Genomic DNA, 23,256 nt, shown 5'->3' with positions numbered 1-23,256 from the left:
ATGATGGTGATCGACAGGCATTTCGTGCGCACCATCGGTCGGGCCGCCGCCGAGGGCCCGCTCACCCGCAGGAGTGATGGCCGGTCGCGGCGCATCCGGCGTCCACGCAGCCGGTTAAGTGTGGAGGACTGAGCCTTCGTCCACGCACCACTGCGCCAGGAGTGACGCCATGACCGTCGCGGTCGTCCTGTTCACCTCGGACCTGCGTCTGCACGATCACCCGCCTCTGCACGCCGCGCTCGAGGCGGCGGACGAGGTGGTGCCCCTGTTCGTCCTCGACGCCGGCATCCACGCGGCGGGGTTCGACGCCCCCAACCGCAGGGCCTTCCTCGCCGACTGTCTCAGCGACCTCGACTCCTCGCTGCGCCACCGCGGTGGCCGCCTCGTGGTCCGCCACGGACCGGTCGTCAGGGAGGTCCGCGCGGTCGCCGCCGAGTGCGGGGCCACCGAGGTGCACGTCGCCGCGGGCGTCACCGCGTACGCCCAGCGCCGCGAGGAACGACTGCGTGAGGGACTGGGCGAGGACGGTGTCGCGCTGCGCGTGCACGAGACGGTGATCACCGCCGTCGCCCCGGGGGCGGTGACGCCCTCGGGCTCCGACCACTTCGCGGTGTTCACTCCGTACTTCCGTCGCTGGTCGCAGGTGTCGTCGAGACAGCCCCTGGCCGCTCCGCGCACCGTGCGTGTTCCGGACGGGGTCCGCGGCGAGCCGCTGCCCGACCGCGCGGACGTGGCCGGTGCCTCGCCCGGTCTTGCGGCCGGGGGTGAAACGGCCGGGCGCGACCGGTTCGCACGGTGGTCGCGCTCCGGGCTGTCCCGTTACGAGGACCGGCACGACGACCTCGCGGACGATGCCACGTCCAGGCTTTCGCCGTATCTCCACTTCGGTGCGCTCTCCGCGCTGGAACTCGTCCACCGGGCCCGGGCGCACGGCGGGCCCGGCGCGGAGGCGTTCGTCCGCCAGGTGTGCTGGCGGGACTTCCACCACCAGGTGCTGGCGGCCCGGCCCGAGGCATCGGTGAAGGACTACCGCACCCGGCACGACCGCTGGCGTGACGAGGAGGACGCCGCCGAGGACATCGCCGCCTGGCGGGACGGACGCACGGGTTACCCGGTCGTCGACGCGGCCATGCGCCAGTTGCGCCACCAGGGCTGGATGCACAACCGGGCACGGTTGCTGGTGGCGAGTTTCCTGACCAAGACGCTGTACGTCGACTGGCGGATCGGCGCCCGGCACTTCCTGGACCTCCTCGTGGACGGCGATGTCGTCAACAACCAGCTCAACTGGCAGTGGGTCGCCGGCACCGGCACCGACACCCGCCCCCACCGCGTCCTCAATCCGCTCCTCCAGGCCAAGCGGTTCGACCCGGACGGCATCTACGTACGGCGCTGGGTCCCCGAACTCGGGAGCGTGAACGGCAGGAAGGTGCACGAACCCTGGCGCCTGGCGGCAGCGGAACGAGGGGAACTCGACTACCCGGACCCGCTCATCGACCTCGCCGACGGGCTCGCGCGCTTCAAGCACGCCCGCGGCCGTGACTGAGGGGACGCGTCGTGCGCTGGCTCTCCGGTGACCGACTGGGCCCGCACTTCCTCACGCCGGGCCAAGGCCCACCTGGTGCTGGTCCGCGATGCCTGCGCACCCTCCTGGCCCAGGCGCGGGAGACGGGCTGGACGCACCCCGCCGCCGTCACGGACTGGTCCTCGACCGCCACCGGGGACTGCTGCCCGGCACTCACCGCGTGGCCCGGCCGGTACGGCAGTTGGACCGGTTCGCCGGCCTTCCGGAGGTACGCGAACAGGAGCGTGCGCGGGGTGACACACCGCCGTGACGCTCCTGCCGTTGCGCCGGCGGGGTGAAGTCGGACCGGACCCGGCGCCGGCGCGGGCAGAAATCAGTGCATCCGCAACAGGGCACCCGGTGGAAGCAGTGGCGTGCGGACAACCAAGAGTGAGAAGGGGCTGCGCATGCCTGGACTGCCGCCGATGGTGGCCCCACCGGCCGAACGGGTCGACGACCCCCTCACCGCGACCGCCGCGGCGAACGCGGTCGGCACCGTCCTCGAACAGGTACTGGACGAACGGCTGCGTCACTCCCGTGTCGTCGACCCCGTCTTCGCACGGGAACTGGCCGGCCGTCTCGCGGCGCTGACCGCGCGGGGCGGAAAGCGGCTGCGTACCGCGTTCGCCCACTGCGGCTGGCGCGCCGCGGGCGGCTCGGGAGACGCCACGGCCGTCCTGCGCACGGGAGCCGCACTCGAACTGCTCCAGGCGTGTGCTCTGATCCACGACGACGTGATGGACGGCTCCGTGCAGCGACGAGGCGGACCGGCCCTGCACGTCGACCTGGCCCGCGGACACTGGGCAGCGGGGATGCACGGCTCGGCGGAGTCCTTCGGCACCTCGGCCGCCGTCCTGGCCGGTGACCTGGCCCTCGCCTGGGCGGACGACCTGCTGGCGGAGACGGCACTCGGTACGCCGCACGGCACGCGCCTGCACGGCGAGTGGAGGGCGATGCGCACCGAGATGGTCGCCGGGCAGTACCGCGACCTGCACGCCCAGGCGGCACGGTCCTGCGGTGTCGACGAGGCGCTGGCCATCGCCACCTTGAAGAGTGCCCTGTACACCGTCGCGCGGCCCCTCGCGCTGGGAGCGGTGCTGGCCGGAGCCGACGGGGACGCACTGGAGGCGCTGAGGGCGGCGGGCCGGTGCGCCGGGCTGGCCTTCCAGTTGCGCGACGACCTCCTGGGCGCCTTCGGCGACCCCGCGCTGACCGGGAAGCCGGCCGACGACGACCTGCGCTCCCGCAAGCTCACCTACCTGCTCGCCGTCGCCGTCCGACTCGCCGATGCCGCCGACGACCACCTGTCGGCCGCGGCACTGGCTCCGGACACGGACCCGACGACCGACAGGGCCGTCCGGCAGGTGCGGTCCGCGCTGGTGCGCACCGGTGCCCGGGACCTGGTGGAGGCGAAGATCGGGGAGCTGACGGACATGAGCCTCGCGCACTTCGACCGCTGCGGCGCACGTCCGGCCGCGCGGCACGAGTTCGCCGCGCTGATCGGGCGCGCGACGGGCGCGGTCCCGCTCCGCGCGGAGGAGGTCGCGTGAAGCGGGTGCAGGGGCCGACCGACCACGTCGTCGTGGTCGGGGCCGGGCTGTCCGGGCTGGCCTGCGCCCTGCACCTGCTGGGTGCGGGCCGCAGGGTCACCGTCGTCGAACGGGATCCCGGCCCCGGCGGCCGGGCCGGCCGGGTACGGCGGGCCGGGTACGAGATGGACACCGGTCCCACGGTGCTGACCATGCCGCAGCTGGCCGACGAGGCGTTCGCCGCCGTCGGGGACAGCCTCCACCGCCGTGTCGAACTGACGGCTCTGGATCCGGCCTACCGGGCCGGTTTCGCGGACGGTTCCTCACTCGACGTGCACACCGACGGCGAGGCGATGGAGGCCGAGGTGCGCCGCTTCGCCGGACCGGCGCAGGCGGCCGGATACCGGGATCTGCGGCAGTGGCTCGCACGTCTGTACCAGGCGCAGATGCGCCGTTTCATCGACACCAACTTCGACTCCCCCTTCCAGCTGCTGCACCCGGACCTGGCCCGGCTGGCGGCACTGGGGGGATTCGGACGGCTGGACGGTCGCATCGGCCGCTTCCTGTCCGACGAGCGCCTGCGCCGCGTCTTCTCCTTCCAGGCGCTGTACGCCGGGGTGGCCCCGGCCCGCGCGCTCGCGGCCTACGCGGTGATCGCGTACATGGACACGGTGGCCGGCGTCTGGTTCCCCAAGGGCGGCATGCACGCGCTTCCGCGCGCCATGGCCGACGCGGCGGCAGACGCCGGTGCCGATCTGCGCTGGACGGCCGAGGTGGACGCGCTGGAGCGGTCCGCGGGCCGGGTGCGGGCCGTCCGCCTGGCCGCCGGCGAGCGCATCGCCTGCGACGCCGTGGTGCTGACGTGCGAACTGCCCGCCGCCTACGGGCTGCTGGGGCGGGCACCCCGGCGTCCGGCACGGCTGCGGCACTCACCGTCGGCCGTGATCCTGCACGCGGGTACCGACCGCACCTGGCCGCACCTCGCCCACCACACCATCTCCTTCGGCGCCGCGTGGGAGCGCACCTTCGACGAGCTGACCCGTACCGGAGAACTGATGAGCGACCCTTCCCTGCTGATCACTCGCCCCACCACGAACGATCCCGACCTGGCACCGCCGGGGCACCACGTCCACTACGTCCTCGCGCCATGTCCCAACACGGACGTCGGTCCGGATGCCGCCGCCTGGCGCGACCTCGGCCCGCGCTACCGCGACAGTCTCGTCGGCGTACTGGAGAAACGTGGGCTGGAGGGGTTCGCGGAGAGCGTCCAGGAGGAGTTCCTGGTGACGCCGCTCGACTGGGACGCGCAGGGCCATGCGGCGGGCAGCCCCTTCTCGGTCTCCCACACCTTCGCCCAGACCGGCCCCTTCCGCCCGCGCAACCTCGTACGGGGGCTGGACAACGTGGTGCTCGCGGGTTGCGGGACCACCCCGGGTGTCGGCGTTCCGACCGTCCTGATCAGCGGCAAACTCGCCGCCGCGCGGGTCACCGGCGGCGCCGAGGCCCGGCCCGCCCGAACGCGTCGGTCCCCCGCGCCTTTCGCCACGGCTCCCGCCCCGGTCCCGGCAGGTGCCGATGACCCGTCGTGAACTGGACGCGGCGGGGATCACCGATCCTCTGCTGCGCGCCGCCTACACCCGGTGCCGCCGGCTCAATGCCCGCCATGGCAGGACCTACTTCCTGGCCACCCGCCTGCTGCCACTCGAACGCCGCTCCGCCGTGCACGCCCTGTACGGCTTCGCCCGCTGGGCGGACGACATCGTGGACGACCTCGACCGGCACCGCACGACCGAGGAACGCGACCGGTCGCTGCGGCGCCTGGAGAGCGATCTGGCGGCCGGGCTGTTCACCCGGGCGGGCCGCGAACCCGTGGTCAGGGCCGTCGCGGACACCGCCGGCCGGTACGGCATCGATCACGCGCTCTTCGCCGACTTCCTGTCCTCGATGCGCGCCGATCTGACCGTCATCCACTACCCGACCTACGCCGATCTGCGCGGGTACATGCACGGTTCGGCGGCGGTCATCGGCCTGCAGATGCTGCCGGTCCTCGGCACGGTCACGCCCCGGGAGGAGGCGGCGCCGCACGCGGCCGCGCTCGGCGTCGCGTTCCAGCTCACCAACTTCCTGCGCGACGTCGGCGAGGATCTCGACCGCGGGCGGATCTACCTGCCCGGTGATCTGCTGGCCGCGCACGGCGTGGACCGGTCCCTGCTGGAGTGGAGCAGGCGTACCGGGCGCCGCGACCGGCGCATCCGGGCCGCTCTCGTGACGGCGGAGGCCATGACGCGGCGCGTGTACCGGGCGGCGGAGCCGGGCATCGCCATGCTCGATCCACGGGTGCGTCCCTGCATCCGTGCCGCGTTCACCCTCTACGGCGGGATTCTCGACGCGATCGCCGAGCAGGGTTACAGCGTGCTGCACCGTCGTGCGGTGGTGTCGCGTCGGCGTCGGGCGGCGACGGCCGCGGCCGGGGTGCTGCGCGTAGCCGGTGCCCGGTTGCGTGCGCGCACCGAGCACCGCGTGGCACGGGCAGGAGCGTCGGCAGTCGATGGGAAGGGTCCGGTGCGGTGAGCGGTCGAGGGAACGGCAAGCGGTGGTCGCCACCCCTGCGCCGACGTGGTTCCGGTCCCCACTGGGCGGCTCAGACTCCGACGTGGCGCCAGGCACGTCCCGCGCTCATCGCCGACGCGCTCAAGAGGGCGTCGGCCCGTCCGTCCGGCAACTGGTTCGTGGTGGGCGCCTCCCGGCAGGTGCGGGCGGGCGACCGGCCCTACGGCCGGACGGTCGGTGGTGCGGAGGTCGTGCTGTGGCGCTCGCAGGACGGCGAGCCCCATGCCGGTCCGGGCATCTGCCCGCACCTGGGCGCTCCGCTGCGCGACGGCCGGGTGGTGTGCGGCACGCTGGTCTGCCACTGGCACGGGCTTGCCCTGGACGGTTCCGCGTCCGCCGGCTGGCGGCCGTTCCCCGTCCACGACGACGGCGTACTCGTGTGGGTACGGCTGGACGAGGTGGGCGGCGAGGAGCCCACCGAGCGGCCCGTCGTGCCCGTCCGGCCCGCGGCCGGCCGGGGTGTCGACTCCGTGTTCACGGCGACGGGGCGGTGCGAACCACAGGACGTGGTGGCCAACCGGCTCGATCCGTGGCACGGCTCGTGGTTCCATCCGTACTCGTTCGTCGACCTCTCGGTGGTGCGGGAGCCGCAGGGGGACGAGCCCGACGCCTTCGTCGTCGACGTCTCCTTCCGGGTGGCGGGGCGGCTCGTGGTCCCGGTGCGGGCCGAGTTCACCGCGCCGGAGCCGCGCACGGTCGTCATGCGCATCACCGACGGGGAGGGTGCCACGTCCGTGGTCGAGACGCACGCGACGCCGCTGACCGGGCCGGACCACGAGCGTCCCCGCACCGCCGTGGTCGAGGCGGTGGTCGCCGCCTCGGACCGGCCCGGCTTCGCCGTGGCCCGGGCCGCCGCCCCCGTGCTGCGCCCGCTGATGCGCCGTACGGCCGGGCGGCTGTGGCGCGACGACCTGGCCTACGCCGAACGGCGCTGGACGCTGCGCAGCACCGGACGGTTTCCCGGCTGAGGGCGTCCGCCGGTCAGGGAGCCGAGTGACGTCGCGCGGCAGCCCCGAGCGCCCGCAGCACGGGCGAACGCCCCGCCCGGGGAACCGTCCACAGGACCTGGCCGCGTACCCCCCGGTCGGCGAGCAGGGCGTTCGCGGCCAGGAAGCCGGTGGTGGCGGCTCGTTCCATGAGGGCGACGGGCAGGTCGCAGCGGATGTGGTCGCCGGCCAGGGTCAGCCACGGGTGGGGGGTGCGCACGGTGGGGCGCCGCCGGTGGGAGCCGACCTCGAACAGCGGGCAGTCCGCGCGCCACTCGTGCCGGGCGTCGACGACGTGCGCCTCACGGGTTTCCGGGTACACCTGGTGCAGCCGGTCGACCAGCTCGTCCTGCACCTGCTTCGGTTCGGCTGCCGGGTCCACGGCGTAGGCGTGCAGTTCCACGACCGATCCCCCGTTCCGCGCGGCCCAGCGGGCGGCCTCGCCCTCGTACCGCTCCAGGACGCTGACGTTGTCCAGTCCGTGGTAACCGCTGGTGCCGAGGAACCCGGGCCGGTCGGCGTCGACCGGCCGGTCGAGCCAAAGCCGCGAGACGAGGAACGGCGGTGCGGTGCGCAGGGCGGCGACGCCGTCTCGCCAGGCGCCGGTGCCCAGGCCGGGTGACGCTGCGACGGTCTGCCGCAGCCCCGCGGTGTCGAGGGCCATCACCACCGCTTGGTGGCGGTCGGCACCGGTGTCCGTGATCACGTCCGCTCCCCCGCCGTCGCGCGGACGGACTTCCTGCACGGGGGATTTGGTGCGCACGTCCACTCCGAGGCGCCGGAGGTAGTCGCCCAGGGGGTCCCACAGTGCCTGGGGGAAGGGTTCGACCGGTACGTCGAAGAGCAGGCCCTCGGCCGATCCGAGGAAGTAGATGTGGAACATCAGCAGCAGTTCCGCGGCGGACAGGCGCCGCGGATCGGCGAAGAAGCTGCGGGAGAACACCTCGAAGGCCAGGTGGTGCGCCGCTTCGGGGAAGCGCACGCTCTCCAGGAAGCCCGTGGCGGTCACGGTGTCGAAGCGTTCGTAGACCTCGGGCACGCGCACGTCGAGGAGCGGCAGCGCGGCCCGCGCGTCCATCGCGGCGAGGTCCCGCCACCCGAAGGTGGGGCTGAGGGCGACGAAGCCGAGCGCGCTGAACGGCGGGGTCCGCGGGACACGGGCGAAGCTGTCGGTCAGACCGCCGCTGTGCCGCAAGGGGTAGTCGGGCAGCGGGGTGAGGCGCTCAAGACCGGGGTCGGTGCGGCGGAGCAGTCCGCGCAGGTTGTAGTACTGGCGGAAGAAGGCGTGGAACCCTCGGGTCATGGTCACGGCGCTGCCGTCCGCCAGCGTGATGCGCCGGCCGGAGAGCCGGCCGCCGAGTGAGTCCTCCTTCTCGTACAGGGCCACGCGGGCGCCGCGTTCGGCCAGGAGGGTGGCCGCGGCCAGACCGGCGATCCCACCGCCGATCACCGCCACGGACGGTTCGTCACCGCGTCGGAACCGGTCCGCACCGGGTGCGGGAAAGACGATCCCGGCCTTGCGGTCGCGGCCTCGTCGGACGGTGGCGGTGCGGCGGGCGGTCACAGGACGCGCTCCTTGGTCGTCTCGGGCCCGCCGTTGCGGGCGAGGAAGGTGTGCACGATGCCCGTCTGCCATCCGGCGACCGGGGCGACGCGCACCGACGTCAGACCGGCCCGCGTCAGCCGGGCGGCGAATTCGGGTGCGGTGTCGAAGGCGAGGACGCTGTGCAGGAGATGGCGGTAGAGGGCGCGGTCGCCGGTGAGGGTGCCCGCGGGGACGAGGAGCCCGCGGCACACCGCCGACCACAGGGCCCGGTGCACCGGTGAGCCGCTGAGGCTGTACTCGTGGGCGGCGAGGCGGCCGCCCGGCCGCAGGAGTTTGCGGACGCTCCCCAGGACCGCGTCCGGGTCGCTGACGTTGCGGAACAGGTAGGCGGCGAAGACCGCGTCGAAAGGGCACTCGCCCTCGTGGGCGGTACCGAGTTCCTCTGCGGTCAGGTGGAGGAAGCGCACGCGTGCGGGCCACGGTGTGGCGAGTGCTCGGCGCAGCATGCCGGCGGAGGCGTCCACGGCCGTGATCCGGGCCCGTGGGGCGGCCCTGACCAGGGCCCGGGTGGAGGCGCCGGTGCCGCATCCGAGGTCGAGCAGGTGCAGTCCGGCCCCGTCGTCCGGGAGCGCGAGACGTCGGGCCGAGCGCAGGAGGCCGGCGCGGTGGCCGGGGTTGAGGGCCGTGAGGTGGTCGTAGGTGTGGGAGGCGTGGTCGAAGGCGCGGGCCAGGTCGTGGTCGCGCAGGAGCGTCATCGGGGGCTTCCTCCGGTTCGGTCGGCGGGCCGGGAGCGGCGCGGGAGGAAGGGCACTTCGGCCGCGGTGCGCAGCATCGGCCCGACGGGGGTGCGCAGCCCGATGCCCCACTCCTCCCGCAGCGAGGTCGTGCCGTCGAGGAACCTCAGCAGGCGCTCGGCCGGGACCCGGCGGAACAGGTCGGTGAAGAAGCGCGGCCCGTCGATGCGACCGGTGTCCAGGGCGCGCAGCAGGATCGCGTCCATGGCCTGTGCCCGTAGCCCGTGCGGTGCCGGGAAGCGGTCGTGTCCGTCGCGCAGGGCGGCGGCGATGGCCCTGCTGTGGCGCTGCACCGCGGCGAAGGTGTAGCCGGTGGCGGGACGAGTGGCACCGCCCGCGGTGCCGATGCGGTACACGGCGTGCCCGGCACGCCGTGGAAAACGGGCGTCGGTCATGGGGATCACCCCCTGCTCCGTCCGTTCCACGGTGAGTCGGCCGAGTCCGAGGACGTCGCGGCAGTAGTGCCCGAGTGCCGACTCGTACGCCCCGGTGGTCAGCACGTCGCGGGAGAACTCGGTGTACTCCACGAGCGCCCGGTCCGGCGCCAGCGGCAGGACGTAGCCGAAGGCGAGTCCGTGGGCCGGCTGGGGCACGCGGAAGTCCATCAGGTCCGCGACCGCGGGGTCGAACCGGTCGGTGTCGGTGCGCACGAACCAGCCGCGGAAGTGCTGGAGCAGCCGCGTGCGCGCAGGCGGCAGACCGGGCAGCGGCCGGGAGTCGAAGACCTTCCGGGCGTGCAGCGTCTGGGACCGGCCTCCCGGCAGCGCGCACCGGACCTCCGCGCCCGCGTGTACGGCGCGCACCGCTTGCGCCGTCCCTCGCACAAGGCGCGCTCCCTCCGTACGGGCCAGGCGGCCGTGGACCAGTCGCTCGAAGTCCGCGGAGCGCACCATGCGGTAGGTGAACGGGGCCGGATCGACGGTGACCGAACCGCCGTCCGCGCCGTGCAGACGCAGTACGGACCAGGAGGCGCTGACCGCCTCTTCGAGGCCGTCGGTGCCCGCCCCCCAGTAGCACCAGGTGCGCTCCGCGGGGCGCGGCGGGCCGTCCGGCGGCTCCACCAGGGTCACCGCGGTGGCCGTGCCGTTCTCCGTCAGCCGGTGGGCGAGGCTGAGACCGGCCGCACCGCCACCGATGACGAGCACGCCCGAGTCCTCGGTGGAGCGCGAGGTCACCACGGTCGCCGTTCGCCGACCGGGCTTGCGTCGGGGCCCGGGTGCGGCGGCTCGGCGTGCGCCTCAAAGCCGGTGGCCGGTGTGCCCGGACATGCCCGTGCCGCGCCTGCCACCAGGACACGCGCACCCCTCGGTTCCACGTTTCACCCCTCCGTACGGACAGCGGTTCCGTCCGGTCGCCATGACTTCGGGACCGAGGCGGTCCGTGGATGCGACCGGGCGCCACTTCATCACGGGCGCCGCCCCTGCGCTTCCAGGTCCGCCCGTACCTCCCGCGCCGCCCGCGTGCCCGATGCCAGGGCACCCTGGACGGAGCCGGTCGCCCGGTGGTCCCCGCACACGTACCTCCCGGGGCCGAGGCGGGTGGTGCGGCTCAGCGGCCAGGGCGGAAGCATCGCGGGCAGCGCGCCGTCGACCGTGCGGGCGGCCACCTGCTCCCAGCCGCTGGTGTCGGTGCCGTACAGCTCGGCCAGCCGCCGGAGCACCCCCTGTGCCCTGCCGGGGAGGTCCTTGCCCAGCACGGAGGTGGAGACCAGTGCGGTGCCGGGGGGCGCGTACGTGGGAGCGACTTGGCTGAGGACGCAGGTGTTCAGGATCGCTCCGGTGCTGTCCACCATGAGGATGGGTTCGGCCGTAGGCGGGCTGTCGGTGGCATGGTAGTAGGTGGTGACGGTGCGCGTGGCCGCAACGGTCAGGTCCGGGAGCAGGCCGGCCGCGGTCGCCGGGTCCGTCGCCACCACGACCACCCGGGCCGGCACCTCACCGCCGTCGCCGAGCAGCACTCCGGCGTCCGTGATCTGCGCGACGGGCGTACCGAGGCGCAGGACGCCGTCGGGCAGGCCGTCGGCGAGCTGGGCCGGGACGGCGCCGATGCCCGCGGCCGGCAGGCACAGCGACCCTCGGACCATGCTCCGCCAGACGAGGTGGAAGAACCGGGCGGAGGTTTCCAGCCGGTCCTCCAGGAAGACACCGGACAGGAAGGGTCGCAGGATGCCGGCGACGGCGGCGTCCGACAGTCCTGCCCCCGACAGTGCCGCCGCAGTGGAGCGGTCCCGGCGCCGACGGGTGACGGACACGGGCAGAACGGCGTCCCGTACGGTGAGTGCCGCCAGCGCGGTCAGATCGCGGGCCGACAGGGCCCGCCCCGGCAGCAGCGTCCGCGCCGCACGGGGCTCCCTGGTCGGATCGGCGAGGCGGACGGGCCCGCTCGGAGTGTGCGCGACGAGGCCCGCGGTGAACGGTCTCAGTCGCAGGCCCTTCAGCTCCACCCGCCGCTTCACCTGTGGATAGCAGGTGTTGAACACCTGGAACCCGCGGTCCAGCAGGAATCCGCTGTGCCGGTCCGTGCGCATCCGGCCGCCGACGCCGTCGGACGCCTCCAGGAGTGTCACCCGCCATCCGGCGCGGCACAGGTCGAGGGCGCACGCCAGGCCGGCCAGTCCCGCACCGACGACGACCGCGTCCGCTGCCCGTCGATGTCCGTCGCTCATCTGTCTCCTCGCTCGACGCCGTGTCCTCGGTGCCGGGTGCGCGGGCCGCTCCGGTCGGCCCTCCCCCTCGACCGATGCCCCGGGCCGGCCGACCCGGACCGGCCGGCCCGGACCGGTACCGGGACCCGGTGCGAGTGCGGTGAGCGCCGCCGGTCGACGACCGGGCCGGGACCACCGGCTCAGCGGACCACGTCCCTGGGTCGATGCCCGGGAGCCACGACGAAGGACCGCCGGACGACAACACGTCACGGGTACACCGACGACTCCACAGCGGCGACCGCTTCGGCGAGCCCCGGCGGACGCGCCAGACCCGCCACCGCCTGGCCCGCCCATCCGGGCCCCAGGGTGAGAACGACGGGCCGCCGCCGGGCCCCGCGCACGCCCCACTCCATCGCGGCCACGTGCTGGGCCAGCGGCCGGCTGGCGGTGGTGCGGGACTGCGCCCACAGTCCCACCGCCGCCGGCCCGGTCCTGCGCACCGCCGCGACGAGCGACTCGACGGGCAGCGCACCGCCGAACATCCGCACCGGAACACCTCGCTCCGCCAGTGCCGCCGACAGGACCTCCAACGGCAGTGTGTGGTTCTCCCCGGGCACGCAGGCGAGCACCGTGATGGCACCGGGACGGTCCTCGACCGTGCGGGGGGCGGCGCGCCGGAGCGCCCCGGACACGTGCCAGGACAGGAAGTGCTCGACCTCGACGTACTTCTCGCCGGACCTCTCCCACTTGCGGCCGACGGCCTGGAGCGTCGGCACGATCACCTCGGTCCAGGCGGCGACCAGGCCGTGTTCGGCGATCGCGGCGAGCAGCAGTTCGTCCAGGGCGGCGGCGTCCAGGCGCAGGGCGGCCCTCGCGATCCCCCGGCACTCCCGACGTACGTCGCCCAGTCGCAGGCCACTGGCCGCCCGGTTCCGGCTTCCGGCGGAAACACGTCGAGCCGCGTCGGGCCTCTCGGGCCGGGCCGCCGTCGGACACTCCTCAGTGCGCGCGAGCCGTGCCGCCTCGGCCGGTGGCAGGCCGGTCGCCGTCAAGGCGCACATGCGCTCCAGCCTCGCCACGTCCACCGCCGTCCAGCGCCGGTGCCTTCCCTCCGTGTGCGCGTGGGGCCCCAGCCCGTACCGGCGGTCCCACGTGCGGACCGTGGTGGGCGCCACGCCCAGACGCCGGGCCACCTCGCCGGTCGTCAACCCGCCCCGCCGCGGGCCGCCCTCGCCGACCGGGGGCTCACTGTCTCCGGTGTGCGCCTTCACACGTCCCACTATACGACGCACAAACGACGCACGTTGCCCGCGTCGTTTACGCGCCCAACACTGGAGCGACGCTCGCGGCAGCCACGCGGGGCACACCGGCGACGTGCCGCTCGGCGGACGGCCCCTCCCGTCCCCGTGCGACGCACGGCAGGAGGAACGGCCTTGAACACGCGCACACGACCGACCACCACCTTGGTCCCGCCCGTGGAGGAGACGCCGTACGAGGAGGAACTGGCGCAGGGCCTCGTGACGGCCGACGAGGAAGCGTTCGCGGCCATCTACCGGCGCTGGGGAGCACTCGTGCACACCATGGCCACCCGGTCCCTCGGCGACCCCCACGAGGCCGAGGACGTGACCCAGCAGGTCTTCGTCGGCGCGTGGCGCGGGCGGTGCGGCTTCCGGCCGGAGCGGGGCACACTCGGCGCCTGGCTCGTCGGCATCACGCGCCGGAAGATCATCGACGCGCTGGCGGCCAGGACACGCCGTCTGTCCCTGGTCGAGTCGGCGGGGCAGGACGTCACCCCCGCCCGTCTCGTCCAGCCGGCACCGGACCAGGTACTCGACCGCGTACTGCTCCTGAAGGCCCTGTCCCACTTGCCGCAGGCCCAGCGAGAAGTGCTGTGCATGGCCTTCTACGAGGACCTGACACAGGCCCAGATCGCGGAACGCACGGGAGTTCCCCTGGGAACGGTCAAGAGCCACGCCCGCCGGGGCCTGCATCGGCTGCGCACGGCGGTCGGCCCCGTCACCGCGCAGGACACCTGCGTCTGAACGGGGCGGAGCAGAGAGGTCCCGGGCGCATCCACGGCGCCGGTCACCCGCGGTGTCCCTCTCATCCCGAGCCGCCTTTGCACGAGCCGGCATGGTGGCCGCGCGCATAGCTGACCCTCGAACTATGTTGCCCCGCCACATGTGCGCCTGACCAGCGGATTCCTACGGTATGGCGACACCCAACCGTCCCCGCAGATCCCCAGGAAGTGGTGCCGATGTCGTCGCCCGCAACCGCTCCACCAGCTCCGAACAACCTCAGGCGCATCGTCGCCGCCAGCCTCATCGGCACCACCATCGAGTGGTACGACTTCTTCCTCTACGGCTCCGCCGCCGCGCTCGTGTTCAACGAGTTGTTCTTCCCGGACTCCGACCCGCTGGTCGGCACGCTGCTGTCGTTTCTGACCTATGCCGTCGGGTTCGCCGCGCGGCCGGTCGGGGCCCTGGTGTTCGGGCACTACGGTGACCGGCTCGGGCGCAAGAAGCTGCTGGTGCTGAGCCTGTTGATGATGGGCGGGGCGACCTTCGCGATCGGGCTGCTGCCCACCCACGCCACCATCGGCACGGCCGCTCCCGTGCTGCTGACCGTGCTGCGGCTCGTCCAGGGCTTCGCCCTCGGCGGTGAGTGGGGCGGGGCCGTGCTGCTGGTGTCCGAGCACGGGGACGCGCGGCGGCGCGGATTCTGGGCGTCGTGGCCGCAGACCGGGGCGCCGGCGGGGCAACTGCTCGCCACCGGTGTGCTGTCGCTGCTCACGGCCGTGCTGTCGGACGCCGCGTTCAACAGCTGGGGCTGGCGGATCCCGTTCCTGCTCTCCGGAGTCCTGGTCATGGTCGGTTTGTGGATTCGTCTGTCTGTCGACGAATCGCCGGTCTTCAAGCAGGCGCTGGCGCAGGCCGAGTCGCGGAGGGCGAAGGCGGAGCCGCTCCCGCTGGTCGCCGTGATGCGGTACCACTGGCGCGACGTGCTGATCGCCATGGGCGCGCGGATGGCGGAGAACATCAGCTACTACGTCATCACGGCCTTCATCCTCGTCTACGCCACCACCGCGGCCGACGTCTCCAAGCAGACCGCGCTCAACGCGGTGCTGATCGCCTCCGCCGTGCACTTCGCGGTCATACCGGCCTGGGGCGCGCTGTCGGACCGGATCGGCCGACGCCCGGTGTACCTGCTGGGCGCGGCCGGTGTCGGGCTGTGGATGTTCCCGTTCTTCATGCTGATCGACACCGGTCGCTTCGGCAGTCTGCTGCTCGCGGTGACCGTGGGGCTGGTGCTGCACGGCGCCATGTACGCACCCCAGGCGGCCTTCTTCTCCGAGATGTTCGCCACCAGGATGCGCTACTCGGGTGCGTCGATCGGCGCCCAGTTCGCCTCCGTGGCGGCGGGTGCGCCGGCGCCGCTGATCGCCACCGCGCTGCTGTCGGAGTACGACAGCTCGACCCCGATCTCCCTCTACGTCATCGCCGCGGCCCTGCTGACGCTGTTCGCCGTGGGAGTGGCCCGGGAGACCCGGCACCGGGACCTCGCGGAGGTCGACGCCGTCCCCGCGGACGGAGACGGAGAGGGAGACGGGACCGGGCCGGTGTCCGACTCCCCTGCGCAGCGGGCGCGCGCCGTCTGAACCGCCCTGGCACCGGCCCCCGTACGCCCCTGCGTGCGGGGGTCAGTGCCGCGCCGGGGCCGACAACCGGTGGAGCCTGAGGGCCAGTTGTATCTCCAGCGCGCGGTCGGGGCTCTGCCAGTCCTCGCCCAGGAGCCGGCCGACGCGCTCCAGGCGCTGGGCGACGGTGTTCACATGGACGTGCAGGGCCTCCTTCGTGCGGGCCGGGCTCATCCCGCAGGCGAAGTACGCGTCGAGGGTCCGTACGAGTTCCGTGCCGCGCCGCTCGTCGTAGGCGACGACCTGGCCGATGGTGCGGTCGACGAACCCGGGCACGTTCTGGTCCCCGGACAGCAGCAGGCCCAGGAAGCCGAAGTCCTCGGCCGCCGCGCCGTCCCCGCACCGTCCCAGCAGGCGCAGGGCGTCCAGGCAGCGTCCGGCCTCGGTGTAGGCGGCGGCCACGGCGTCGGGGCGGGCGGCGAGGTCCCGCACGGGGGCGGAGGCGCCGACGGTGACGGCCTCGTGGACCGCGCGGCCCAGGTGCCGGGCCGTGCGGCGGGCCAGACCGGTGGCCCCGTCCCCGTCCTTGTCCCCGTCCGTCAGGGGCAGCAGCAGTACGGTGCCGCCGTCCCGGGCGGCGGCCAGGCCGTGCCGGGTCGCGGCGAGGTGGGAGGCCGCGGCCCACAGGCGCCGGCGCGCGTCCGCCTCCTGGTCGGCGTCGGCCGCGGTGGCGTCGAGTCGGGCGACGAGGACGACGTGCGCGGCGGAGAGGTCGGCGTGCAGCCTCCGGGCCCGGTCGTTCAGCAGGCGCGGATCGCGGTCGCGGGCGTCCAGCAGGTCGTCCAGCAGCTCGCCGCGGACCCGCTGTTCGGCCTCGGCGGCGGAGCGGCGGGCGAGCAGCAGCAGGGAGGTGACCATCGCGGCCCGTTCGAGGGTGAGCTGGTCGACGGGATCGAGGCCGGGGTGGCCGCGCAGGACGAGGGCACCGAACAGCTCGTCACCGGCGGCGACGGCGGCGATCCAGTCGTCCTTGTGCCGCACCACGTGTCCGTCGGCACGGGACGCCTCCAGCGCGTACTCCGGTGCCGCGGTGGCCTCGGTGAACTCCACGGCGCCGTCCAGCACCTGCGAGACGGCGGCGGCCACGTCGTGCACCCCGCCGCCGCGCAGGACGAGCTCGGCGAGCCGGTCGTGCACGTCGGAGGCGCGCTCGATGACGGCGCTGCGGTCCCGGATGATCTCGTTGGCCCGCTCCAGACCGGCGAGGGCCGAGCGGGTCTCGGCGAGCAGGTTCGCGGTGTCGATGGCGGCGGCCGCGAGGGCGGCGAAGGAACCGAGCAGGGCGATCTGCTCGCGTTCGAAGACCCGGGCCCGGCGGTCCGCGGCGAAGAGCACCCCGATGACGTGGTGGCCGAGCATGAGGGGGACGCCGAGGATGGCGACCAGGCCCTCGTCGCGCACGCCCGCGTCGATGGTGCCGGTGTGCTGGAAGCGGGCGTCCTTGAAGTAGTCGTCGGTGACGTAGGGGCGGGCGGTCTGGGCGACGAGGCCGCCGAGCCCCTCCCCCATGCCGAGCCGCAGTTGCTGGAAGCGGGCGGCGACCGAGCCCTCGGTGACCCGCATGTAGGTGTCACCGCGGTCCGGGTCGTTGAGGCTGAGGTAGGTGACATCGGTGCCGAGCAGGGAGCGGGCCCGCTGCACGATCGCCCGCAGCACCGCGTCCAGGTCGCGCAGTCCGGCGAGGTCGTGGGCGGTCTCGAACAGCGCGGACAGCTCGGCCTCGCGCCTGCGCCGGCCCTCCAGCTCCGAGCGCACCCGGAGCGCGAGGTGCTTGGCCCGTTCGAGCGCGTCGATCCGCTCGGCCGGTCCGCCCTCGGCGCGGGCGAGCAGCACCGGCTGCTCGTAGGCGTCGGCGGAGGCGCCGCGGGCCAGCAGCTCCAGGAACGGCGTCTCGGCGCACTGCGCGTGATCACGGGACATGCTCACAGGATTCCCCATCTCCCGCCCGTCCCGGCAGCCCTGTGGAAAACCCCGGCTCAGTGCGCGGTCCAGCCGCCGTCCAGGACGAGTGAGGTGCCCGTGAGGCTGGCCGCGTGCGGGCCGCACAGGTACGCCACCGCCTCGGCGACCTCGTCGGGTTCGATCAGCCGCCGCACGGCGCTGTCCCGCAGCAGTACGTCGGAGAGCACCCGCTCCTCGGGGACCCCGTGCGCCCGGGCCTGGTCGGCGATCTGCCGCTCCACCAGCGGGGTGCGGACATAGGCGGGGTTCACGCAGTTGGAGGTGACGCCGTGGGCGGCGCCTTCGAGGGCGGCGGTCTTGGACAGGCCCTCCAGCCCGTGCTTGGCGGACACGTAGGCGGCCTTGTAGGGCGAGGCGCGCAGGCCGTGGACGGAGGAGATGTTGACGATGCGGCCCCAGCCCTGCCCGTACATGTGGGGCAGGGCGCCGCGGATCAGCCGGAAGGGGGCCTCCAGCATGACCGTGAGCACGGTGTGGAAGACGTCCGGCGGGAACTCCTCCAGGGGCCGCACCAGTTGCAGCCCCGCGTTGTTGACGAGGACGTCGGTGCCGGCCGCGGCGCGTTCGGCGGCGTCCAGGTCGGTCAGGTCCAGGACCTGCGGCTCGACACTGCCCGCGAGGTCCCCGCAGCTCCCGGCGAGCGCCTCGAGACCGGCGGCGTCCCGGTCGACCGCTCTGACCTCGGCCCCGGCGGCGGCCAGCCGCAGTGCGCAGGCACGGCCGATGCCGCCGGCGGCACCGGTGACGAGGGCGGTGCGGCCGCGGAGGTCGAGCGAGGAGGCGTGGGGGGCCGGGAGGACGCTGGGCGAGGTCATGTCCCGACCCTAGGCAGCGCCCACCCCGTCCCCCATGTGGGCGCGCCCCATACTTCAGAAGGAACCAGTGGGTTCGAACCATGTGGGGGCGTCGGACATGGCCTGCTTGACCCTGGTCTGCCCGAACTCCTTGATGTCGGGCAGCGCGTCCACCGCGAACCAGCCCACTTCGAGCGACTCGTCGTCGTTGACCCGGGCCTCGCCGCCCACGGCGCGGCAGCGGAACGTGATGTCCATGAACTGGCAGACGTCACCGTTGTCGTAGGTGACCGGCTTCAGGGCCTGCACGAGGACCAGCCGTTCGACGACGCACCGGACGGCGGTCTCCTCCTCGACCTCGCGCACGGCGCAGGCGGCGGGCTGCTCGCCCGGCTCGGGAATGCCTCCGATCAACGACCAGCGCCCGTTGTCGGACCGTCGGCCGAGCAGCACTCTTCCCTCGTCGTCGAAGACGACGGCGGTGACTCCGGGGAGCCACAGCAGCTGGTGTCCGGCAAGAACGCGCAGGTCGCGGATGAAATCGGGAGTAGCCATGGACCCGACCCTAACGGGACGCCCGGGCCGCATCCGCCGATGTCACGGGGCGTGCGACGGGCGTACGGCTACACGTCGCGGGCGCGTCGCCCGCGCACACCGGCGCCGCCGGCCCAGCCGAGTCCGCCGGCGGCGAGCAGCACCAGGGCGATCTCGGGCGCCACGCCGAGCCGGGTGGCGGGCGTCTCGGAGGAGCGCAGGGGCACCTCCTGGACCAGGGAGTCCGCCACGAACATGCCGGTCTTCTGGGTGATCCTGCCGTCCGGCATGATGATCGCGCTGACGCCGCTGGTCACCGGGACGGTGACGGTCCTGCTGTGCTCGACCGCGCGGACCCGGGACATGGCGAGCTGCTGGTAGGTCATCTCGCTGCGGTCGAAGGTCGCGTTGTTGCTGGGAACGGAGATCATCTGGGCGCCGTCGGTGACCTCGGAGCGCACGGCCCAGTCGAAGGCCGCCTCGTAGCAGGTCACCAGGCCCACCCTGGCCCCGGCCATGGTGAACACGCCGGGCTCGGTGCCCCGGCTGAAGTCCCGGCTGACCATGCTGGTCCAGGTGTCGTTGATCGCCCCGATGAGGGAGCGCAGCGGGAGGTACTCGCCGAAGGGCTGGATCTGCCGCTTGTCGTAGGTGTCGACGGGGCCCTTGTCCGGGTCCCACAGGATCTGCTCGTTGAGCAGCTTGCCGTCGCGCTCCACTACGCCGCCGACCGAGATGGGGGCGCCGATCGCCTTGGCGGCCCGGTCGATGACGAGGCGGGCGTCGGTGTTGGCGAAGGGGTCGATGTCCGAGGAGTTCTCCGGCCACAGTACGAAGTCGGGGCGTGCCACCTTGCCCGCCTTCACCTCGGCGGCCAGGCGCTGCGTCTCGCGCGCGTGGTAGTCGAGCACGGCGCGGCGCTGGGCGTTGAAGCCGAGGCCCGCGCGCGGCACGTTGCCCTGGATCACGGCAACGGTCGCGGTGCCGTCCTCCGCCGTGTCGCTGACCAGCGGTCGGGCGGCCACGGCGGCCAGGACGGGCGCGGCCACGCCGAGCAGTGCCACGGCCGCGGCGCCACGCCGTACCTCGTCGCCGCGGCGCGCCCGGACGGCCAGGCGGACGGCCTCGTGGAGGCCGAAGCCGCACAGGACGACCGCGAAGCCGAGTACCGGTGTGCCACCGACCGCGGCGAGCGGCAGGAACACCCCGTCCGCCTGCCCGAACGCGATCTTGCCCCAGGGGAAGCCCTCGAAGGGCACGCGCGCGCGTGCCGCCTCTCCCGCGGTCCACAGCGCCGCCGCCCACACCGGCCGTCCCGGCAGCTTCGAGACGGCGGCGACGCCCGCGCCGACGGCCGCCACGAAGAGCGCCTCGATCGCGGCCAGGGCCAGCCAGGGCCCGGGGCCGACCTCCACGCCGGTCCACACCAGCAGGGGGAGCAGGAAGCCGAGGCCGAAGAGGTAGCCGAGACCGAGGCCCGCCTTCCAGCCGCGGCCGCGCAGCACCCAGCCGAGGACGGCGAAGGCGGGCAGCGCGAGCCACCACAGGGCGCGCGGCGGGAAGCTGACGTAGAGGAGCACTCCGGAGAGCGCCGCGGCGGCGGCCGGGACGAGGCGCACGAGCCGCGCGACGGCCCGGGAGGCGGGCGTGGTCTGCGGCCGTGTCCGGTCCGGCTCGCCGACGGAGGTTGCGGTGGCTGTCACCCCCCGGAGTGTACGGCGGGTGACCTGGCCCCGGACAGGACGGTCGGCCGGTCCGACCTGCTCGCCACCGGTCGCCGGGCGGCTCGGGACTCCCGGTCCGTTCTCCCCCGCTCTGCGGCACGGACGGTCCGCAGGACCTCCCGGGGCGCGGTCCGCAGGACCCCGCGGTGCGGATCGTCGGCGACGCTCAGTGGGCCGGGCCCGGTGTCTTGGGGCGCAGTCGGTCCTTGATGACCTGGACGGCCGACTCCGCGTCGTCCACGGTGATCGTGAAGGTGTGTCCGTCCCACAGCCGCAGGATCAGGCCCTCACCGCGCCGCACGACGACGGCGGTGCCCATCTCCGGCCGCCACCGGTAGCCCCAGCCGCCCCAGTGCCGCGGGGTGACGTGCGGGGCGAACTCGGCGCCGGCGACGTGGGAGAGCGGAATGCGGCGGCGGGGGACCCCGATGTGGCCGCAGCGGACCTCGAGACATTCCTCGTCGACCCTCAGCGCGACGTGCACGAACGCGAGCGTGCCGAACAGGACCAGCAGTCCCGCCGCGATGCAGCCGACGACGGCCATGGCGAGCGGGGCGACGCCGGACTCCCAGGCAGATTCGACGGCCAGGGCGATGCCGAGCGCCAGGCAGGCGGCTCCGATGAGCGCCAGGAACCACTGGACCCGGCTGGTGGCACGGCCGGTCCAGACGTTCGGCTGGGGGACGGTCTCGCCGTGGCGATGCCTCATGGAGATGAGGTTACTCATGTTTCGCTGCGCGGGTACCTCGTCGCACAGGGTGACTGGGCCGACCGGGCAGAGGGGCGCGTCAGCCGGCCGGTGTGACCGCGCGCAGGAGCCTGCCCTCGTCGTAGGCGAGCGCGGGCGCGGGCAGGGCGCCCTCGCGTCCGCTCAGCAGCACGGTCAGGGTGCCCTCCGCCGGGGCGCCGGGGTCGGGGCGGGCTCCGATCCGGCGCAGCGCCTGGGCGGCCACCGCCCCGGCGGAGCCGTGCAGGACGAGGCGCGGGGCGTCGGGGCGCTGCACGGCGGCGCGGATGCGCTCGGCGACCAGTTCGTAGTGGGTGCAGCCCAGGACGATGGTCGTCACGTCACCGGGTGTGAGGGCGGCTGCGGCGCCGACGGCCTCGGTGATCGCCGTCTCGTCCGCGTGCTCGACGGCGTCGGCGAGTCCTGGGCACGGCACCTCGGTGACCGTCGCCCCGCCGCCGAATTCCTCGATCAGACCGCGCTGGTAGGGGCTGCCGGTGGTGGCCGGTGTCGCCCAGATCGCCACGGGGCCGCCACCGGCCGCCGCGGGCTTGATCGCCGGCACGGTGCCGATGACGGGCACCCCGGGCTCGAGCCGGGCACGCAGCGCGGGCAGCGCGTGGACCGTGGCGGTGTTGCAGCCGACGATCAGGGCGTCCGGACGGTGTGCTGCGGCGGCCTCGGCCACGGCGAGGGCACGCTCCGTCAGGTCCTCCGGGGTGCGCGGGCCCCAGGGCATCCCGTCGGGATCCAGGGAGAGGATGAGATCGGCGTCCGGTCGCAGCCGCCGTACCGCGGCGGTCGCCGCCAGCAGACCGATTCCGGAGTCCATGAGCGCGATCTTCACCCGGCCACCATAGACGATGCGCCGCCACCGACCGGCGCCGTGGGGCAGACTGCGCACGTGAGCGCCGATGCGTGGACTTCCGTCGTGACCGTCGTGGCAGCACTCTCCCTCGCCGCCTGGCTGTGGCTGCTGCTCGCCCGGGGCTTCTTCTGGCGTACCGACGTCAGACTCCCGGCCGGCGAGGAGCCCGCCGTCTGGCCCCCGGTGTGCGTCGTCGTCCCCGCGCGCGACGAGGCGACGGTGCTGCCGTCGAGCCTGCCCTCCCTGCTCGCCCAGGACTATCCGGGGCGGGCCGAGGTCTTCCTGATCGACGACGGCAGCACGGACGGCACGGGTGAGCTGGCGTGCGAGCTGGCCCGGCGGCACGAGGGGCTGCCGCTGACCGTGGCCTCGCCCGGGGAGCCGCCGGCCGGCTGGACGGGCAAGCTGTGGGCGGTGCGGCACGGCATCGGTCTGGCACGCGCGCGGGAACCCGAGTACCTGCTCCTGACGGACGCCGACATCGCGCACGCCCCCGACAGTCTGCGCCGGTTGGTCTCGGCGGCCGGCACCGGAGGTTTCGACGTCGTCTCCCAGATGGCCCGGCTGCGGGTGGAGAGCGTCTGGGAGCGGCTCGTGGTGCCGGCCTTCGTCTACTTCTTCGCCCAGCTGTACCCGTTCCGGTGGATCGGCGGTGGCCGCGCGGGGAGCGGGCGCCAGAGGGTGACGCGGACGGCGGCCGCGGCGGGCGGTTGTGTGCTGCTGCGTGCCGACGCCGCCGAACGGGCGCGGATCCCGGACGCCATCCGGCACGCCGTCATCGACGACGTGGCCCTCGCCCGCGCGGTCAAGGGCACCGGCGGCCGGGTCTGGCTGGGCCTTGCCGACGGGGTGGACAGCGTGCGCCCGTACCCGCGGCTGCACGACCTGTGGCGGATGGTCTCGCGCAGCGCGTACGCGCAGTTGCGGCACAACCCGCTGGTGCTGGCCGGAACGGTGCTCGGCCTGGCCCTGGTGTATCTGGTGCCGCCGTCGGCGTTCCTCCTCGGCCTGGCGGCGGGGCAGGGGGCCGTGGCCGTGCTGGGCGCCGCCGCCTGGCTGGTGATGGCGGGGACGTATCTGCCGATGCTGGGCTACTACCGGCAGCCTCTGTGGCTCGCGCCGCTGCTGCCCTTCACCGCCTTCCTCTATCTCCTGATGACGGTCGACTCGGCGGTGCAGCACTACCGGGGGCGGGGCGCGGCCTGGAAGGGCCGTACCTACGCCCGTCCGGAGGCGGTGCCCGAGGAGGGCCGCGCGGGCTGAGCGGCCCCGGGGGCGGG

General features: G+C 74.0%; 19 protein-coding genes. 8 read left to right on the top strand and 11 right to left on the bottom strand.

Translation table 11 applies throughout. From position 1 onward, the window contains the following. Positions 1-169 precede the first annotated feature (169 nt). The 5 genes from IE94_RS0112040 to IE94_RS0112020 all read left to right on the top strand — a co-directional run bounded on the left by IE94_RS0112040 (position 170) and on the right by IE94_RS0112020 (position 6,668). On the top strand, positions 170-1,543 hold the full coding sequence (locus IE94_RS0112040; RefSeq protein ID WP_030182298.1) for a cryptochrome/photolyase family protein: 1,374 nt from the start codon (positions 170-172) through the stop codon (positions 1,541-1,543). 425 nt (positions 1,544-1,968) lie between these two features. Then, the gene (locus IE94_RS0112035; protein WP_037922387.1) at positions 1,969-3,111 is read left to right on the top strand and encodes a polyprenyl synthetase family protein; all 1,143 of its coding nucleotides are present in this window, start codon (positions 1,969-1,971) and stop codon (positions 3,109-3,111) included. Continuing rightward, positions 3,108-4,679: a phytoene desaturase family protein gene (gene crtI, locus IE94_RS0112030; protein WP_030182294.1), complete on the top strand. Its 1,572-nt coding sequence runs from the start codon at positions 3,108-3,110 to the stop codon at positions 4,677-4,679. Before IE94_RS0112035 ends, crtI begins: the two co-directional genes overlap by 4 nt. Beyond that, positions 4,666-5,661, top strand: coding sequence for a phytoene/squalene synthase family protein (locus IE94_RS0112025; protein WP_030182292.1), 996 nt, complete (start codon positions 4,666-4,668; stop codon positions 5,659-5,661). Before crtI ends, IE94_RS0112025 begins: the two co-directional genes overlap by 14 nt. Then, the gene (locus IE94_RS0112020; RefSeq protein ID WP_030182286.1) at positions 5,658-6,668 is read left to right on the top strand and encodes a Rieske (2Fe-2S) protein; all 1,011 of its coding nucleotides are present in this window, start codon (positions 5,658-5,660) and stop codon (positions 6,666-6,668) included. The genes IE94_RS0112025 and IE94_RS0112020 overlap by 4 nt, the downstream gene beginning before the upstream one ends. 13 nt (positions 6,669-6,681) lie before the next feature. On the opposite strand, the gene IE94_RS0112015 is transcribed toward IE94_RS0112020, so the two are convergent. From IE94_RS0112015 to IE94_RS0111995, 5 genes are all read right to left on the bottom strand, one after another. Beyond that, on the bottom strand, positions 6,682-8,250 hold the full coding sequence (locus IE94_RS0112015) for an FAD-dependent oxidoreductase (protein WP_030182283.1): 1,569 nt from the start codon (positions 8,248-8,250) through the stop codon (positions 6,682-6,684). Next, positions 8,247-8,987 carry a class I SAM-dependent methyltransferase gene (locus IE94_RS0112010; RefSeq protein ID WP_030182277.1) on the bottom strand — a complete coding sequence of 247 codons (741 nt, stop codon included), beginning with the start codon at positions 8,985-8,987 and terminating at the stop codon, positions 8,247-8,249. Before IE94_RS0112010 ends, IE94_RS0112015 begins: the two co-directional genes overlap by 4 nt. Then, positions 8,984-10,201, bottom strand: a complete 1,218-nt coding sequence (locus IE94_RS0112005; protein WP_030182274.1) for a lycopene cyclase family protein — start codon at positions 10,199-10,201, stop codon at positions 8,984-8,986. Before IE94_RS0112005 ends, IE94_RS0112010 begins: the two co-directional genes overlap by 4 nt. A 230-nt stretch (positions 10,202-10,431) precedes the next feature. Continuing rightward, complete coding sequence (locus IE94_RS0112000) at positions 10,432-11,691, bottom strand: NAD(P)/FAD-dependent oxidoreductase (protein WP_030182271.1); 1,260 nt, start codon at positions 11,689-11,691, stop codon at positions 10,432-10,434. A gap of 245 nt (positions 11,692-11,936) precedes the next feature. After that, entirely contained in the window at positions 11,937-12,941 is a 1,005-nt protein-coding gene (locus IE94_RS0111995; protein ID WP_030182268.1) for a MerR family transcriptional regulator, read from the bottom strand. Between the two features lie 162 nt (positions 12,942-13,103). Between IE94_RS0111995 and IE94_RS0111990 the strand changes: the two genes are divergently transcribed. Together IE94_RS0111990 and IE94_RS0111985 are read left to right on the top strand one after the other, a co-directional pair. Continuing rightward, a complete protein-coding gene (locus IE94_RS0111990) occupies positions 13,104-13,712 on the top strand; it encodes a sigma-70 family RNA polymerase sigma factor (protein WP_030182265.1) in 609 nt (202 codons plus the stop codon). Positions 13,713-13,927: 215 nt separating this feature from the next. Continuing rightward, positions 13,928-15,328: an MFS transporter gene (locus IE94_RS0111985; protein WP_051777430.1), complete on the top strand. Its 1,401-nt coding sequence runs from the start codon at positions 13,928-13,930 to the stop codon at positions 15,326-15,328. Between the two features lie 42 nt (positions 15,329-15,370). Here IE94_RS0111985 and IE94_RS0111980 read toward each other — a convergent pair whose 3' ends face one another. From IE94_RS0111980 to IE94_RS0111955, 6 genes are all read right to left on the bottom strand, one after another. Continuing rightward, positions 15,371-17,287 carry a helix-turn-helix domain-containing protein gene (locus IE94_RS0111980; protein WP_030182261.1) on the bottom strand — a complete coding sequence of 639 codons (1,917 nt, stop codon included), beginning with the start codon at positions 17,285-17,287 and terminating at the stop codon, positions 15,371-15,373. A 56-nt stretch (positions 17,288-17,343) separates the two neighbouring features. Then, positions 17,344-18,144, bottom strand: a complete 801-nt coding sequence (locus IE94_RS0111975) for a 3-hydroxybutyrate dehydrogenase (protein ID WP_030182260.1) — start codon at positions 18,142-18,144, stop codon at positions 17,344-17,346. Positions 18,145-18,198: 54 nt separating this feature from the next. Beyond that, the gene (locus IE94_RS0111970) at positions 18,199-18,678 is read right to left on the bottom strand and encodes an NUDIX hydrolase (protein ID WP_030182256.1); all 480 of its coding nucleotides are present in this window, start codon (positions 18,676-18,678) and stop codon (positions 18,199-18,201) included. 68 nt (positions 18,679-18,746) lie between these two features. Further along, positions 18,747-20,360: an apolipoprotein N-acyltransferase gene (gene lnt / locus IE94_RS0111965; RefSeq protein ID WP_030182254.1), complete on the bottom strand. Its 1,614-nt coding sequence runs from the start codon at positions 20,358-20,360 to the stop codon at positions 18,747-18,749. A 187-nt stretch (positions 20,361-20,547) separates the two neighbouring features. Continuing rightward, positions 20,548-21,090, bottom strand: a complete 543-nt coding sequence (locus IE94_RS0111960; protein WP_030182250.1) for a hypothetical protein — start codon at positions 21,088-21,090, stop codon at positions 20,548-20,550. A 79-nt stretch (positions 21,091-21,169) separates the two neighbouring features. After that, positions 21,170-21,955: a glutamate racemase gene (locus IE94_RS0111955; protein ID WP_030182242.1), complete on the bottom strand. Its 786-nt coding sequence runs from the start codon at positions 21,953-21,955 to the stop codon at positions 21,170-21,172. A gap of 39 nt (positions 21,956-21,994) precedes the next feature. Between IE94_RS0111955 and IE94_RS0111950 the strand changes: the two genes are divergently transcribed. Next, positions 21,995-23,239 (top strand): glycosyltransferase, encoded by a 1,245-nt coding sequence (locus tag IE94_RS0111950; RefSeq protein WP_037922382.1) that lies wholly within the window; start codon positions 21,995-21,997, stop codon positions 23,237-23,239. The last annotated feature ends 17 nt before the right edge of the window (positions 23,240-23,256 follow it).

The sequence above is a fragment of the Streptomyces violaceorubidus genome (assembly GCF_000717995.1).
GTDB lineage: Bacteria > Actinomycetota > Actinomycetes > Streptomycetales > Streptomycetaceae > Streptomyces > Streptomyces violaceorubidus.
This window is presented reverse-complemented; position numbering and strand designations above follow the sequence as displayed.